Origin of the sequence: Pseudomonas sp. PDM16, assembly GCF_014851865.1 — a bacterium.
Taxonomy (GTDB): Bacteria; Pseudomonadota; Gammaproteobacteria; order Pseudomonadales; family Pseudomonadaceae; genus Aquipseudomonas.
The window spans coordinates 63,034-79,403 of record NZ_JACVAM010000009.1; the positions used below are offsets into that span (position 1 = coordinate 63,034).

At 62.2% G+C, this 16,370-nt stretch carries 11 protein-coding genes; 10 read left to right on the forward strand and 1 reads right to left on the reverse strand.

Annotation, left to right across the window (positions count from 1 at the left end; translation table 11 throughout):
• Positions 1 to 67: 67 nt before the first annotated feature.
• From IB234_RS23050 to IB234_RS23095, 10 genes are all read left to right on the forward strand, one after another.
• Positions 68 to 955: an NAD(+) kinase gene (locus tag IB234_RS23050; RefSeq protein WP_192322187.1), complete on the forward strand. Its 888-nt coding sequence runs from the start codon at positions 68 to 70 to the stop codon at positions 953 to 955.
• 1 nt (position 956) lies between these two features.
• Positions 957 to 1,931: a metallophosphoesterase gene (locus IB234_RS23055; protein WP_192322188.1), complete on the forward strand. Its 975-nt coding sequence runs from the start codon at positions 957 to 959 to the stop codon at positions 1,929 to 1,931.
• Complete coding sequence (locus IB234_RS23060) at positions 1,928 to 2,788, forward strand: rhomboid family intramembrane serine protease (protein ID WP_192322189.1); 861 nt, start codon at positions 1,928 to 1,930, stop codon at positions 2,786 to 2,788. The genes IB234_RS23055 and IB234_RS23060 overlap by 4 nt, the downstream gene beginning before the upstream one ends.
• Positions 2,789 to 2,827: 39 nt before the next feature.
• On the forward strand, positions 2,828 to 3,100 hold the full coding sequence (locus IB234_RS23065; protein WP_192322190.1) for a YeaC family protein: 273 nt from the start codon (positions 2,828 to 2,830) through the stop codon (positions 3,098 to 3,100).
• Complete coding sequence (locus IB234_RS23070) at positions 3,100 to 3,927, forward strand: DUF2797 domain-containing protein (protein ID WP_192322191.1); 828 nt, start codon at positions 3,100 to 3,102, stop codon at positions 3,925 to 3,927. Before IB234_RS23065 ends, IB234_RS23070 begins: the two co-directional genes overlap by 1 nt.
• A 58-nt stretch (positions 3,928 to 3,985) precedes the next feature.
• A complete protein-coding gene (gene pepN, locus IB234_RS23075; RefSeq protein ID WP_192322192.1) occupies positions 3,986 to 6,643 on the forward strand; it encodes an aminopeptidase N in 2,658 nt (885 codons plus the stop codon).
• Positions 6,644 to 6,970: 327 nt separating this feature from the next.
• Positions 6,971 to 8,902 (forward strand): DUF1302 domain-containing protein, encoded by a 1,932-nt coding sequence (locus tag IB234_RS23080; RefSeq protein WP_192322193.1) that lies wholly within the window; start codon positions 6,971 to 6,973, stop codon positions 8,900 to 8,902.
• Positions 8,903 to 8,960: 58 nt separating this feature from the next.
• The gene (locus tag IB234_RS23085) at positions 8,961 to 10,331 is read left to right on the forward strand and encodes a DUF1329 domain-containing protein (RefSeq protein ID WP_192322194.1); all 1,371 of its coding nucleotides are present in this window, start codon (positions 8,961 to 8,963) and stop codon (positions 10,329 to 10,331) included.
• Between the two features lie 377 nt (positions 10,332 to 10,708).
• Positions 10,709 to 11,788 (forward strand): WD40/YVTN/BNR-like repeat-containing protein, encoded by a 1,080-nt coding sequence (locus IB234_RS23090; RefSeq protein WP_192322195.1) that lies wholly within the window; start codon positions 10,709 to 10,711, stop codon positions 11,786 to 11,788.
• A gap of 18 nt (positions 11,789 to 11,806) precedes the next feature.
• A complete protein-coding gene (locus IB234_RS23095; protein ID WP_192322196.1) occupies positions 11,807 to 14,185 on the forward strand; it encodes an efflux RND transporter permease subunit in 2,379 nt (792 codons plus the stop codon).
• A gap of 739 nt (positions 14,186 to 14,924) precedes the next feature.
• Here the strand turns inward: IB234_RS23095 and dacB are convergent.
• On the reverse strand, positions 14,925 to 16,358 hold the full coding sequence (gene dacB, locus IB234_RS23100) for a D-alanyl-D-alanine carboxypeptidase/D-alanyl-D-alanine-endopeptidase (RefSeq protein ID WP_192322197.1): 1,434 nt from the start codon (positions 16,356 to 16,358) through the stop codon (positions 14,925 to 14,927).
• Positions 16,359 to 16,370 lie beyond the last annotated feature (12 nt).

Consider the following 16,370-nt stretch of genomic DNA (forward strand, 5'->3'; position numbering starts at 1 on the left):
GGCGGTTTGCTGCAGTTAGCGCCTTTCGCCCATAATCCGGGCAATCATCCCCGTTGCAGAGCGCCCCATGGAGCAATTCCGCAATATCGGCATCATCGGTCGCCTGGGTAGCGCCCAAGTGCTCGACACTGTTCGACGCCTGAAGAAATTCCTGCTCGAGCGTCACCTGCATGTGATCCTCGAAGACACCATTGCCGAGGTGCTGCCCGGCCACGGCCTGCAGACCTGCTCGCGGAAGAACCTCGGCGAAATCTGCGATCTGGTCGTGGTGGTCGGTGGCGACGGCAGCATGCTCGGTGCCGCGCGCGCGCTGGCCCGACACAAGATTCCGGTGCTCGGCATCAACCGCGGCAGCCTGGGCTTTCTCACCGACATCAAGCCCGACGAGCTGGAAGTGAAGGTCGCCGAAGTGCTGGAAGGGCGTTTCCTGGAGGAGGGCCGCTTCCTGCTCGAGGCCGAGGTCCGCCGTCATGGCGAGGCCATCGGCCAGGGCGATGCGCTCAATGATGTGGTGCTGCACCCCGGCAAGTCGACCAAGATGATCGAGTTCGAGCTGTTCGTTGATGGCCATTTCGTCTGCAGCCAGAAGGCCGACGGCCTGATCATCGCCACGCCGACCGGCTCCACCGCCTACTCGCTGTCCGCCGGCGGGCCGATCATGCATCCCAAGCTGGATGCCATCGTCATCGTGCCGATGTACCCGCACACCCTGTCCAGCCGGCCCATCGTGGTCGACGGCAATAGCGAGCTGAAGATCGTGGTGGCCGATGATCTGCCGATTTATCCGTTGGTCTCCTGCGACGGCCAGAACCATTTCACCTGCGCCCCCGGCGACACCATCACGGTGGCCAAGAAGCCGCATAAGCTGCGTCTGATCCATCCGCTCGATCACAACTACTACGAGGCCTGCCGTACCAAGCTTGGCTGGGGCGGTCGGCAGTGGAGCCACGACTGAGATGCTCCTCGATCCGGCGCGCGGCTATGATCTGATCGGCGACGTGCACGGCTGCTCGAGCAGCCTGGCACGCCTGCTCGAGCAGATGGGCTACCGCCGCGAGGGGGGCGTCTGGCGCCATCCGCGGCGCATGGCGCTGTTTCTGGGCGACATCATCGATCGTGGCCCGCGTATCCGCGAGGCCCTGCACCTGGTGCACGACATGGTCGAGGCTGGCCAGGCCCTGTGCATCATGGGCAATCACGAATACAACGCATTGGGCTGGTACACCGAGGCACCGCCGAACAGCGAACGGCGCCATGTACGCGAGCACACGCCACGCCACGAGCGACTGCTGCAGCAGACGTTCCGCCAGCTCGAGAACCATCCGAGCGACTGGCACGATTTCCTCGACTGGTTCCAGCAGATGCCACTGTTCATCGATGCCGGGCGCTTCCGCTTGGTCCATGCGTGCTGGGACGACAGCCTGATCGACATACTCCGGCGTGATTTTCCGGATGGCCGTGTCGACCGTGACTTCGTGGTGGCCTCGGCAGTGCCGGGGAGTTTTGCCAACCGGGTGTTCGAACGCCTGCTGCGCGGTACCGATCTGCGCCTGCCGCATGGCCTGACCCAGACCAGCGAAGAGGGCTTCACCCGTGCCTACTTCCGTACCAAGTTCTGGGAAGACGACCCGCAGACCTACGGCGATGTGGTGTTCCAGCCCGATGCGCTGCCGGAGAGCGTGGCCAGCCTGCCGCTGACGCCCACCGACAAGGGCCGCCTGCTGCAGTACGGCCTGGACGAGCCCATGCTGTTCGTCGGTCACTACTGGCGGCGCGGTCGCCCGGCGCCGATCCGGCCCAACCTGGCCTGCCTCGACTACAGCGCGGTGATGTACGGCAAGCTGGTGGCCTATCGGTTGGACGACGAGATGCAGATCGATCCCCATAAGTTCGTATGGATCGAAGTGGAACGTCCGGAGGCACCGCAATGAGCCGGGTAGAGGCGCTGCGGCGCCCGCTGCAGGAGGATCTCGGCGGCTTCGTGTCCCTGTTGCGCCGCCTGCAGGTACCGCATCGGGTCAGCGAGGAGCGCGACGCCCAGGTGCTCTGGGTGCCAGCTGGGCCGCTGGCGGAGCAGGTGCAGGCGCTGTACCTGCGTTACCCGCAGGGGGCCGGTGAAGCGGAGGTGCCGACGCCCGCTCGGCCGGCTAGACCGGGCTTTGCCGAACAGATGCGTGCCAGTTGGATGACCTCGCTGGTATTGCTGATGACGTTGGCGATCGCCTTGGTCACGCAACTGGGCGATAGCTTTGAGGGCTTACGCTGGCTGACCTTCCAGGATTTCCAGGTTCGCGGCGAGTACCTCTACTTCCAGCCTTGGCTGGCCAGCCTGGAGGCAGGGCAGTGGTGGCGCCTGGTAACGCCCATGCTGATTCACTTCGGCGTTCTGCACCTGGCGATGAACAGTCTCTGGTACTGGGAGCTGGGAAGGCGCATCGAACACCGCCAGGGGCGTCTTGCCCTATTGGCGTTGACGCTGATATTCGGCCTGTTGTCCAACTTCGCCCAGTTCTGGTTTGGCGGGCCGTCGCTGTTCGGCGGCCTCTCCGGCGTGCTCTATGGTCTGCTCGGCTACTGCTGGATCTTCCAGCTGCTGGCGCCGACACCGGCTTACCAGCTACCGAAAGGTGTGCTGGGCATGATGCTGGTGTGGCTGCTGGTCTGCCTGAGCGGAATCATCGATACCCTGGGCATCGGCTCCATCGCCAATGCCGCTCATGTCGGTGGCCTCACCGCCGGTTGCGCCTTCGGCCTGATCGGCGGTGCGCTGGCGCGTGTGCGCCGGTAAACTGCCCACCTGTTTAGCTGCCCGCTGTTGGAGTCTGCAATGTCGTCCTTTGCCGAAATGATCGAGAACATCACCCCCGATATCTACCAGAGCCTCAAGTTGGCCGTGGAGATCGGCAAGTGGCCCGATGGCCGCAAGCTCTCTCAGGAGCAGAAGGAACTGTCGCTGCAGGCGATGATCGCCTGGGAGATCCAGAACCTGCCAGAGGAAGAGCGCACTGGCTACATGGGCACCTCGGAGTGCGGTTCCAAGTCCGAGCCGATTCCCAACCTGCTGTACACCTCGGTAGGCAGCAAGGATTCCCTGCACTGATGATTGAGCTGGCCCGTGGCTCCCTGAGCAAGATGAAGGCGCAGCTCGGTGCGCCCGTGCAGTACGCCTTTCGCCTGGGTGATGAGGAAGTACCGGTCAACCCACTGATCGGCAAGACCCTGCGCCTGGAGTACCTCGGTGCGATCCATTGCAGCCATTGCGGTCGCAAGACCAAAACCAGCTTCAGCCAGGGCTATTGCTACCCGTGCATGCAGAAACTGGCGCAGTGCGACATCTGCATCATGAGCCCCGAGCGCTGCCACTATGACGCCGGCACCTGCCGCGAGCCGGGTTGGGGCGAGCAGTTCTGCATGACCGATCATGTGGTGTACCTGGCCAACTCGTCCGGGGTGAAGGTCGGCATTACCCGCGCCACGCAGATTCCTACGCGCTGGGTCGACCAGGGCGCGACCCAGGCGCTGCCGATCATGCGTGTTGCCACGCGCCAGCAGTCCGGCTTCGTCGAAGACTTGCTGCGCAGCCAGGTGGCGGACAAGACTAACTGGCGCGCGCTGCTGAAAAGTGATGCCACGCCGGTCGACCTGCTGGCCATCCGCGATCAGATTCTCGACGCCTGCGCCGACGGCATGCACGCCTTGCAGCAGCGCTTCGGCATCCAGGCCGTGCAGCCGCTCAGCGAGCAGCCGGTGGTGCAGATCAGCTACCCGATCGAGGCCTATCCGGCGAAGATCACCAGCTTCAACCTGGACAAGAACCCGCTGGTGGAAGGCACCTTGCTCGGCATCAAGGGTCAGTACCTGATGTTCGACACCGGGGTCATCAACATCCGCAAGTACACCGCCTACCAGCTGGCCGTGCATCACTGATCAGCGAACTCATCGTCAAAGGGCCGCACCGCCGGCCCTAACACAAGGGCCACAAGCCATGCGTACCGAACAGCCGAAAATGATCTACCTCAAGGACTATCAGGCGCCGGACTACCTGATCGACGAGACTCATCTGACCTTCGAGCTGTACGAGGACCACACCCTGGTTCACGCGCAACTGGTGATGCGCCGCAACCCAGCGCTGAGCGCCGACCTTCCACCGCTGGTGCTGGACGGCCAGCAACTGGAGCTGATCAGCGTGGCGCTGGACGACCGCGAGCTTGCCGCCTCTGATTACCAGCTCAGTGACAGCCACCTAACCCTGCAGCCAACCCAGGCCAGCTTCGTCATCGACAGCAGCGTGCGCATCCACCCGGAAAGCAACACCGCGCTGGAAGGGCTGTACAAGTCCAGCGGCATGTTCTGCACCCAGTGCGAAGCCGAAGGCTTCCGCAAGATCACCTACTACCTTGACCGCCCGGACGTGATGAGCAAGTTCACCACGACCCTCAGCGCCGAGCAGCACAGCTATCCGGTGCTGCTCTCCAACGGCAACCCGATTGCCAGCGGCAGCGAAGGTGATGGCCGCCACTGGGCGACCTGGGAAGACCCGTTCATGAAACCGGCTTACCTGTTCGCCCTGGTCGCCGGCGACCTCTGGTGCGTGGAAGACACCTTCACCACCATGAGCGCACGCGAAGTGACCCTGCGCATCTACGTCGAGCCGGAGAACATCGACAAGGTGCAGCACGGCATGAACAGCCTGAAGAAGTCGATGAAGTGGGACGAGGAGGTGTACGGCCGCGAGTACGACCTGGACATCTTCATGATCGTTGCGGTCAACGACTTCAACATGGGCGCCATGGAGAACAAGGGCCTCAACATCTTCAACTCCAGCTGCGTGCTGGCCCGTGCTGAAACCGCCACCGACGCTGCCCACCAGCGCGTCGAGGCGGTGGTCGCTCACGAATACTTCCATAACTGGTCGGGCAACCGCGTGACCTGCCGCGACTGGTTCCAGCTGTCGCTCAAGGAAGGCTTCACCGTGTTCCGCGATGCCGAGTTCAGCGCCGACATGAACTCGCGCACGGTCAAGCGCATCGAGGACGTGGCCTACCTGCGTACTCACCAGTTCGCCGAGGATGCCGGCCCGATGGCTCATCCGGTGCGCCCGGATGCGTACATGGAAATCTCCAACTTCTATACCCTGACCATCTACGAGAAGGGTTCCGAAGTGCTGCGCATGATCCACACCCTGCTCGGGCCGCAGCTGTTCCGCAAGGGCTCCGACCTGTACTTCCAGCGTCATGACGGCCAGGCGGTGACCTGCGACGATTTCGTCAAGGCCATGGAGGATGCCAGCGGCCAGGACCTGACCCAGTTCAAACGCTGGTACACCCAGGCCGGTACGCCGCGCCTGGAGGTCAGCGAGAGCTACGATGCGGCCGCCAACACCTATCGTCTGCAATTGCGCCAAAGCTGCCCGGCCACGCCGGGACAGAGTGAGAAGTTGCCCTTCGTCATCCCGTTGGAACTGGCCCTGCTCGACGCCCAGGGTCGCGAGCTGCCGCTTCAATTGGTCGGCGAGGACAAGCCGGTCGGTCGCACCCGGGTGCTGCAGGTGACCCAGGCCGAGCAGGCATTCACCTTCGTCAATATCGAAGCCAAGCCGCTGCCGTCGCTGCTGCGCGGATTCAGTGCACCGGTCAAGCTGAGCTTCCCTTACAGCCGCGACCAGCTGATGTTCCTCATGCAGCACGATAGCGACGGCTTCAACCGCTGGGAAGCCGGCCAGCAGCTGTCCGTGCAGGTGCTGCAGGAGCTGATCGCCCAGCATCAGCGTGGCGAGGCATTGGTGCTGGATCAGCGCCTGGTCACTGCGCTGCGCAGCGTGCTGGAGAACGAGTCGCTGGACCAGGCGATGGTCGCCGAGATGCTCTCGTTGCCGGGCGAGGCCTACCTTACCGAGATCAGCGAAGTAGCCGATGTCGATGCCATTCACGCTGCCCGCGAGTTTGCTCGTATGCAACTGGCCGAAGCGCTGTTCGAGCCGCTGTGGAAGCGCTACCAGGCCAACCGCGAGTTGTCGCGCAGCACGCCGTACGTGGCCGAATCCCGTCACTTTGCCCGTCGCAGCCTGCAGAACATCGCGCTGTCCTACCTGACGCTCACCGGCAAGCCGGAGGTGCTGGCCGCGACCCTGGAGCAGTACGAAGCATGTGACAACATGACCGAGCGCCTGACCGCGCTGGCGGTGCTGGTCAATTCGTCCTTCGAGGCGGAGCGGGCCAAGGCGCTGGAAGCCTTCGCCGAGCACTTCAAGGACAACGCGCTGGTGATGGACCAGTGGTTCAGCGTACAGGCCGCCAGCACCTTGCCGGACGGTCTGGCCCGCGTGCAGGCGCTGATGCAGCACCCGGCCTTCACCCTGAAGAACCCGAACAAGGTACGCGCGCTGATCGGTGCCTTCGCTGGGCAGAACCTGATCAACTTCCACGCGGCCGACGGCAGCGGTTATCGCTTCCTCGCCGACCAGGTGATCAGCCTGAATGCCTCCAACCCGCAGATCGCTTCGCGTCAGCTCGGGCCGTTGACCCGGTGGCGCAAGTACGACACGCAGCGCCAGGCGCTGATGCGCGGCGAGCTGGAGCGCATCCTCGCCTCCGGGGAGCTGTCGAGCGATGTGTTCGAGGTGGTCAGCAAGAGCCTGGCCTGATGCTCGCCAGGGTGTTACCGAGCGCTTGCTTGGTAGCACCCTTTGTTACCTCTCGTTTCCTTTTCTCCAGATCGATTCGCGCATCCTTCACCTAGGCCGTTTCCGGCTGAATGGGCCTTTCTAGAGCGGGCAAATCCACAATGCTGGATGGCGCCAGGCATGCGACAAATTCGGACATCATCAGGCGACATCGGCCATATTCGGGACTGTCGTACCTGTCAGGAAAAAAAACCGCATTCTGGTACTGTTTTTGAATGGATCGTCCTGATCAGGCCGGTCCTTCCGGCAGACGGACATAACAAGAACAACCCATCCATGGAGTTGCCGATGGCTTTCCCCTTGCACAAGTCGCCCCTGTGTCTCGCTCCCGCCAAGGCGGGTTTTGCCCTGGCCGGGCTCATCCCATTGCTGGCGGCCGTGCCGGCCGGCGCCGTAGAGTTCAGTTTCGTCGATGGTGAAGTCACCGGGTCGCTGGATACCACGGTGTCGTACGGGCAGATGTACCGTGTGCAGGGTCAGGACAAGACCAACGATGACACCAACGGCAACGACGGCAACCGCAATTTCGATACCGGCCTGGTTTCCGAAGTATTCAAGATCACCTCCGATCTGGAGGCCAACTACCAGAACTACGGCATGTTCGTGCGTGGCACTGCGTTCTATGACACCCAGATCATGGACAAGCGCAACGACAACGATGATTTCCGGCCGAGCCAGAGCTACCCGAACAACGACCGCTTTACTGACGAGACCCGTGATAGTGCCGGCCACAGCGCAGAGATTCTAGACGCTTACGTCTACGGCAACTGGGATGTCGGCGCCATGCCCCTGACTGTCAAGGTCGGGCGCCAGGTGTTCAACTGGGGTGAGGGCATCTTCTACCGCGGAGGCATCAATACCACCAACCCGATCGATGCCGGCAAGTTCCGCCTTCCGGGCTCCGAGCTGAAGGAAGTGCTGGTGCCGGTGGAGGCCTTCAACTTCAACATCGGCGTGACCGACAATCTGTCGCTCGAGGGCTTCTATCAGTGGAACTGGAAGGAGTCGGCCATCGACCCGGCCGGCACTTTCTTCTCCGAGACCGATCTGTTCGCCGACGGCGGCAGCACGGCCTACACCCGCTACGACAACCCGCTGTTGCCCATCGTGATGTCGGGGTATCAGAGTGCGCTCGACGCCGGCCTGGTGGGCAATGGTCCGTTCGGCCCCAATGCCTACCTGGACTCCGAATACAACGTGTTCAAGGTGGCCAATGTCAGCAGCGACATCAATGCCAAGAACGATGGCCAGTTCGGCTTCGCCGTGCGGTATGTGGCGGAAGAACTGAACCTCACCGAGTTCGGCTTCTATTTCATCAACTACCACGCCAAGGAGCCGCAGATCGCGGTGGACTTGAGTGCCTACGAGGGTGTTGATCTGGCTGCACTGGAAGCGCTGCAGGGCTCCTTGCTCGCACCGGCCGTCGCCACCCTGGATGCCGCCAGCAATGCCGTTGCCCGCCGTGAGTACGTGGAAGACATTCGCGTCTACGGCTTCAGTTTCAACACCACCATCGGCGAGGCCTCGGTGTTCGGCGAGATTGCTTACCGGCCCAACCTGCCGGTCGGCATCAGCGCTACCAACGATTTGCTCGGTGACCTGCTGGGTCAGGGCTTCTTCGGTCAGACCAACATTTATGACGGTAACATCGCCGGTGACCAGGCCTGCGCCGACATCTCCGGCAAGCAGCTGTGCCGCGGGCCGATGTTCCACAACTACGAACGTATCGAGGCGTTCAATCTGTCTATCGGTACCATCTACAACTTCGGCCCGGCCATCAGCTTCGACTCACTGATGGGCGTAGCCGAGTTGGCTTCCGAGCATGCCCGTGCCAGCAGCCTCAGTTACACCGCCTACGACGGCAGCGAGCGTGGCTTCGCCGGTAGGCCGAACGGCGCCTACGTGTCCGATTATGACGATGGTGACCAGATCGATCGTGACGCCTACGGCTACACCCTGGCTCTATCCGGCACTTGGAACGATGTCTACGCAGGGGTCAACCTGTCGCCCTTCGCGGTGTTCAAGCACAACTTCCAAGGTAACTCGCATCAGACCGGCAACTTCGTCGAGGGCGCCATGGCCTACTCGGTTGGCATGCGTGCCAGCTACCTGAACAGCCTCGAGGCCGAGGTGCAGTACACCGAGTACTACGGCGGTGGACAGAACAACAGTGGTCGCGATCGCGACAACGTCGGCGTCAACCTCAAATATTCCTTCTGATCAGTTATAAGGGCAGGGCGGCCAGACCGCCCGGCTCACCCGTACGGAGAAACACCCAATGTTGATGAAACACTCGCTGATGGGCGCGGCCGTTGCCCTCGCGCTCACCGCCGGTAGCGCCCTGGCTGCCGTATCGGCCCAAGATGCGGCCAAGCTTGGTACCTCGCTCACTCCCTTCGGTGCCGAAAAGGCCGGTAATGCCGACGGCAGCATTCCCGAGTGGACTGGCGGGATCACGCAGGCCCCTGCGGGTTACAAAGGCTCCGGTCAGCACCATATCGATCCATTCCCGGATGACAAGCCGCTGTTTACCATCACCAAGGCCAATCTGGACCAGTACAAGGACAAGCTGAGCGCGGGCCAGATTGCCCTGTTCAATGCCTACCCTGAAACCTTCCAGATGCCGGTGTACCAGAGCCGTCGCTCGGGCTCCGCACCACAGTGGGTCTACGACAACACCATCAAGAATGCCACCACCGCCAAGCTGGTGGAGGGAGGCAACGGTTTTGCAGATGCCTACGGCGGTATCCCGTTCCCGATCCCGCAGGATGGTGTCGAGGCCCTGTGGAACCATATCGTGCGCTACCGCGGTACCTACATCACTCGTCGCTCGGTGGAGGCCGCGGTGCAGCGTACTGGCGCATACTCGCCTGTCGTATCGGAGGTCGAGGCGCTGTTCCGCTACTACAACCCGAAGGGTAGCTACGCTGACCTGAACAACATCCTGTTCTACTACCTGAACTTCACCAAGAGCCCGGCGCGCCTGGCTGGCGGCGCCGCGTTGGTCCACGAGACCCTGGACCAGGTCAAGGAGCAGCGTCAGGCCTGGGCCTATGCTGCTGGCCAGCGTCGTGTTCGTCGTGCGCCGAACCTGGCTTACGACACTCCGATCGCGGCCTCCGAGGGCCTGCGCACCGCCGACGATACCGACATGTTCAACGGTTCGCCGGATCGCTACGACTGGAAGCTGCTTGGCAAGAAGGAGTTGTACATTCCGTACAACAACTACCGCATTGCCGCAGCAGGCGTGAAGTACAAGGATCTGCTGCAGGTCGGCCATGTCAATCCGCAGCTGACTCGCAACGAACTTCACCGTGTCTGGGTAGTGGAGGGCACACTCAAGTCGAGCGCCCGTCACGTGTATGGCAAGCGCACCCTGTTCCTCGATGAGGACAGCTGGCAGGCTGCCGTGGTGGATCAGTACGACACGCGCGGCGAGCTGTGGCGCGTTTCGATCGCTTACCTGAAGAACTATTACGACCTGCCTACCACCTGGTCGGCGATGGAAGCCTTCCACGACCTGCAGAGCCGTCGCTACTACGTGCAGAACCTGGATAGCGAGGAGCCGAGCACTGCCAACTTCAGCAAGGCGATCCCGGCCGAGAGCGAGTTCACCCCGTCTGCCCTGCGCCGCCGCGGCACCCGCTGACAACCGCTACTCCCGCCGCCCATTTGGGCGGCCCTCTGCGACCCGGCGACTGCCGGGTCGCGCTTTTTCTCCTGTCAATGAAGTTGCCGTGGTGGCTGCGGATCGATGCCTCCGGCCTTCGTGTCGCATGGCCGAGCCGCTGGTGCCTTGGCCTCCCCGCATGTTTGCCCTGGTCGCCGAGCGTCTCGAGTGGAGTTGACGAGGAGGGGCGGTGACTCTGATCGGGGAATCGGTCACGAGCGCCACTTTCTCGAGCTGTTCGGTGCTTAACAAAACATAACGTCACGCCGATTGTCAGTTTTTTCCAAAGCCGTATAGCATGAGCTCCGCCTATCAATAAGGCGTGAACCCACCTATAAGAATAAAGGGGGAAGTACATGCGTGAGCCCGTCCTGCGGCGCACCCGCTCCGGTTGCCTGACATCCGTCCAGGCCCCGGCCCGTCATCCATCGCCGCTGGCGAAAGCGCTGTCTCTGCTCAGCGTATGTTCCGTTCTGGCTCTGACCGTTCCTCTGCCTGTGCAGGCGGCGGACTCTGCAGCCGTCCTCTCCATCGAATCCTCCCAGGCCGTCACCAGCCTGCTGCTGGACGTTACCCACGCCGGCAAGCGACTGGTTGCGGTGGGCGATCGTGGTCATATCCTGTTTTCCGAGGATGCCGGGCGTAACTGGGTGCAGGCGCGCGTGCCGAGCCGTCAGTTGCTGACTGCCGTGTACTTCGCCGATGACAAGCACGGCTGGGCCGTCGGCCACGATGCACAGATCCTCGCCACCGACGATGGTGGTGCCAACTGGACGTTGCAGTTCGAAGACCTGCAGCGCGAGGCGCCGCTTCTGGATGTCTGGTTCCGCGACACCAACACCGGTTTTGCCGTCGGCGCCTATGGTGCGTTGTTGGAAACCAGTGATGGTGGCAAGACCTGGAACGATGTCAGCGACCGTCTGGACAACGAAGACGGCTATCACCTCAACGGCATCACCTCCGTGAAGGATGCCGGCCTGTTCGTGGTGGGCGAGGCGGGCAGCATGTTCCGCTCCGCCGACTGGGGCCTGACCTGGGAAAGAATCCAGGGCCCGTACGAAGGCACCCTGTTTGGCGCCACCGGCACAGCCAGCGCCAATACCGTTCTGGCCTACGGCCTGCGCGGCAATCTGTTCCGCTCTACCGATTTCGGCAATACCTGGCAGCAGGTCAAGTTGCTCTCGGACAGTGGCCCCCTGGAGTTCGGACTGGCCAACGCCAGCCTGCTCAAGGACGGTACCGTGGTCATCGTTGGCCATGGCGGCAGCGTGCTGACCAGCAAGGACTCCGGTCGTAGCTTCAACGTGGTCAACCGCCCGGACCGAGCTTCGCTGGCGGGTGCCACCGAAGACGCGGCAGGCAACCTGATCCTGGTGGGGCAGGGCGGCGTGCAGCTCGCCACTCCGACTGGCAGCGTGCCAGACAAAAAACAATAAGCCGGGGCGAATGAGTATATGAGCAGCCATCATCAGGACAAGGCGACCTTCCTCGAGCGCCTGATCTTCAACAACCGGCCAGTGGTGATCGCGCTGTGCGCGCTGATTACCGTGCTGCTGCTGTGGCAGGCCTCGCACATCCGCCCCTCGACCAGCTTCGAGAAGATGATCCCGCTGGAGCACCCCTTCATCGAGAAGATGCTTGAGCATCGCAACGACCTGGCCAACCTGGGTAACACCGTGCGCATCTCCGTGGAGGCGAAGGATGGTGACATCTTCTCCAAGGAGTACATGGAGACCCTGCGCCAGATTCACGACGAGGTGTTCTACATCCCCGGCGTCGACCGTTCCGGTCTGAAGTCGCTGTGGAGCCCGAGCGTGCGCTGGACCGAGGTGACCGAAGAGGGCTTCGACGGCGGCGAGGTGATCCCGCAGACCTACGACGGCTCCTCGCAGAGTCTCAGCCAACTGCGCGGCAACGTGCTGAAGTCCGGCCAGGTCGGTCGTCTGGTGGCCAACAACTTCCAGTCCAGCATCATCGACGTGCCGCTGCTCGAGCAGTATCCGGACCCGAATGACCAGAGCAAGCTGCTCAAGCTGGACTATCGCCAGTTCTCCCACGAGCTGGAGGAGAAGATTCGCGACAAGTACCAGGCACAGAACCCCAATGTGCAGATCCACATCGTCGGCTTCGCCAAGAAGGTTGGTGACCTGATCGATGGCCTGATCATGGTGGTGGCCTTCTTCGGCATCGCCCTGGCGATCACCCTGGTGCTGTTGTACTGGTTCAGCTGGTGCATCCGCTCGACTATCTCGGTGGTCTCCACCACGCTCATCGCGGTGGTCTGGCAACTGGGCCTGATGAACCTGGCTGGCTTCGGTCTCGATCCTTACTCGATGCTGGTGCCATTCCTGATCTTCGCCATCGGTATCTCCCACGGCGTACAGAAGATCAACGGTATTGCCCTGCAGTCGAGCGACGCCGACAACGCTCTGACGGCGGCGCGCCGTACCTTCCGCCAGTTGTTCCTGCCGGGCATGATCGCGATCCTGGTGGACGCCGTCGGCTTCATCACCCTGCTGATCATCGACATCGGCGTGATCCGCGAGCTGGCCATCGGTGCCTCCATCGGCGTTGGCGTGATCGTGTTCACCAACCTGATCCTGCTGCCCGTCGCGATCTCCTACATCGGTATCAGCTCGAAGGCCGTGGAGCGCAGCAAGCGCGAAGCCAATCGCGACCAGCCGTTCTGGCGTCTGCTGTCCAACTTCGCCCACCCGGTGGTGGCGCCGATCTCCGTAGTCATCGCACTGTCCGCTGGCGTAGCGTCCTTCTGGTACCAGAAGGAGCACCTGCAGATCGGCGACCTAGACCAGGGAGCACCGGAGTTGCGTCCGGACTCGCGCTACAACAAGGACAACGACTTCATCATCAACAACTACTCGACCAGCTCCGACGTGCTGGTGGTGATGGTCAAGACGCCCAACGAAGGTTGCTCCACGCACCAGACCCTGGCGCCGATCGACCAGTTGATGTGGCAGTTGGAGAACACCGAAGGCGTGCAGTCGGCCATCTCGATGGTCAGCGTGTCCAAGCAGGTGATCAAGGGGATGAACGAGGGCAGTCTCAAGTGGGAGACCCTGTCGCGTAACCCGGACATCCTCAACAACTCCATCGCCCGTGCGGATGGCCTGTACAACGCCGACTGCTCGCTGGCGCCGGTGCTGGTGTTCCTGAATGACCACAAGGCTGCGACTCTGAAGCGTGCCGTGGGCGTGGTGGAAAACTTTGCCAAGGAGAACAACAAGGATGACCTGCAGTTCATCCTTGCAGCCGGTAACGCCGGTATCGAGGCGGCTACCAACGAGGTGATCGCTACCTCCGAGCTGAAGATCCTGGTACTGGTGTACATCTGCGTGGCGGTGATGTGTCTGATCACCTTCCGCTCCTTCGGCGCCATGCTGTGTATCATCCTGCCGCTGATCCTGACTTCCATCCTGGGTAACGCCCTGATGGCCTGGCTGGGTATCGGTGTGAAGGTGGCGACGCTGCCGGTGATCGCGCTTGGCGTGGGTATCGGTGTCGACTACGGCATCTACATCTATAGCCGTCTGGAAAGCTTCCTGCGGGCGGGCATGCCGTTGCAGGAGGCCTATTATCAGACCCTGCGCTCTACCGGTAAGGCCGTACTGTTCACCGGTCTGTGCCTGGCGATCGGCGTGGTCACCTGGATCTTCTCGGCGATCAAGTTCCAGGCAGACATGGGCCTGATGCTGACCTTCATGCTGCTGTGGAACATGTTCGGTGCTCTGTGGCTGCTGCCTGCACTGGCTCGCTTCCTGATCAAGCCGGAGAAACTGGCTGGCAAGCAGGGCGGCTCGCTGTTCGCCCACTGACCGTCACGAAGGTGGTAGTACGGAACGCCCGGTGCTTGCACCGGGCGTTCTGCTTTTCCGGACAATGAAATAGCAGAAGCCGGAGGCGATGGTGATCGCTCCCGCAGGAACGAGTGGGTCGTCGACAAAGACGTGCAGTTGGCTTCAAGGGGCGTCGGTTCTGGCTTCCTGCTGCCACGCTCAATGGGCCTACTCGGAGCACTCTCGGCCGAGTTTCTGCAAACCTGACTCTTCTTTTTGAGGTAGTGCCTGCTCGCCAGGCAACAGAAGCCACAGGTCACCACCGCTGATGGGATTGTCCAGCTCCAGAGACTTGGCTATATCCCTGCCTCATCCAGGGGAATAAAACGCCAGACCGCCAGCCTATTTGGGGCGAGTCATGTGATGAGCGGAGAGAATGCCGGTATGGCTACCAGCGCCGGTGTCAGCTCCAACGCTACGCGCAATGCTGAGGTCATCGAGCTGCGCCGCCTATCGTGAACTGCAACAGCGAACCCCGAAGCAATTAAAGAGGCAGAAGCGCAGAAAGAGAGAAGGGGGCCTCTCCTGCGCCATTTCAGGTCCTGCGGATGCTTGCCCAAAACGAAGTCACGCTACCTTGTTGTCCGACGTTCAGTGAGCTGGCGCCTCCAAAATCCATGTTTGCTGGGTTGAGGCTGGCAGGTAATGGCGCCGCTCCGTGGAGTGCAGTCTTCGAGGAACCTGAGTCGGCGCCGAGTTGATGCGTAGGGTGGATCGGCTAGCGCTTATAGATATCCAGCAACACCTGGTCGAGGATCGCCGAGGCGCCCCACGGACGTGGGTCGTTGAGGATCGCCACCACTACCCAGTTCTGCCCCTTGGCCGTGCGGGTGAAGCCGGCGATGGCGCGCACGTTGTTCAGGGTACCGGTCTTGATGTGGCCCTGGCCTTCCATGCCGGTGCGCTTGAGGCGTTTACGCATGGTGCCATCCATGCCTACCAGTGGCATCGAAGCGATGAATTCCGGCGCATAGGGGCTGTGCCAGGCGGCTTGCAGCATACCGGCCATCTCCCGAGCGCTGACCCGTTCGGCGCGCGACAGGCCGGAGCCATTCTCGATGACCAGGTGAGGCGCAGTGATGCCCTTCTTGGCCAGCCAGTTGCGGATCACTCGCTGTGCGGCCTTGGCGTCGTCGGGGTCGGCTCGGTCACGGAAGTTCTGGCCCAGGCTCAGGAACAGCTGCTGAGCCATGGTGTTATTACTGTATTTGTTGATGTCGCGGATGATTTCGGTGAGATCCGGCGAGAAGGTACGCGCCAGCAGCTGGGCCTTCTGTGGCACATCGCCGACGCGGTCCTTGCCTAGGATACTGCCGCCCAGCTCCTGCCAGATGGCGCGCACGGCGCCGGCCGCGTAGCCCGGGTGGTCGAGCAGGGCCAGGTAGGACTGGGCACTGCAGCCTTCGGCCAGCTTGCCGGTCACTACCAGGGTAGTGCCGTCGAACTGGGTTACCGGGTTGTAGCGCACGTCCGGCCACGCCGGGCACTTGGTGGCGCCGAGCGCCTTGACCTTGTTGTCGATGCGCACGTTGGTCAGTGGCGGTTCCATCATCACGCTGACCTTGCCGCCGCTGGTGCGAGTGACCATGCGCACAGCCTTGAGGTTGACCAGCAGAGAGTCCGGGCCGACCAGAAACGGTTTGTTAGGGTCGCCGCCGTCGTCATTGAAGCTCGGCAGGGTCGGGTGGTGAAAGTGGTTGCGATCCAGCACCAGGTCACCGGTGATGCGCTGCACGCCGTTGGCACGCAGGTCTCGCATCATCAGCCAGAGCTTCTCCATGTTCAGCTTCGGGTCACCGCCACCCTTGAGGTAGAGGTTGCCGTTGAGGACTCCGTCCTTCAACGGGCCGTCACCATAGAACTCGGTACGCCATTGATGGGTAGGACCGAGCAGTTCCAGGGCGGCGTAGGTGGTGACCAGCTTCATGGTCGATGCCGGGTTCACCGAGACGTCGGCATTGTGAATGATCCCACCGCCGCTGCCGTCGAGTGGCAAGGCTACCAGTGACAGGCTGCTGGCCTGCAGCTTGTTGGCCTTGAGCGACTGCTGCACCTTGGCGGGCAGCGCGCTGCTGACCTGGGCGGCGGAGAGGGGAAGGGCGGTGGGAAGCAGGAGTGAGGCGATGACGAAATGGCGCAGAGTTCTGATCATTGGCACGGGCCC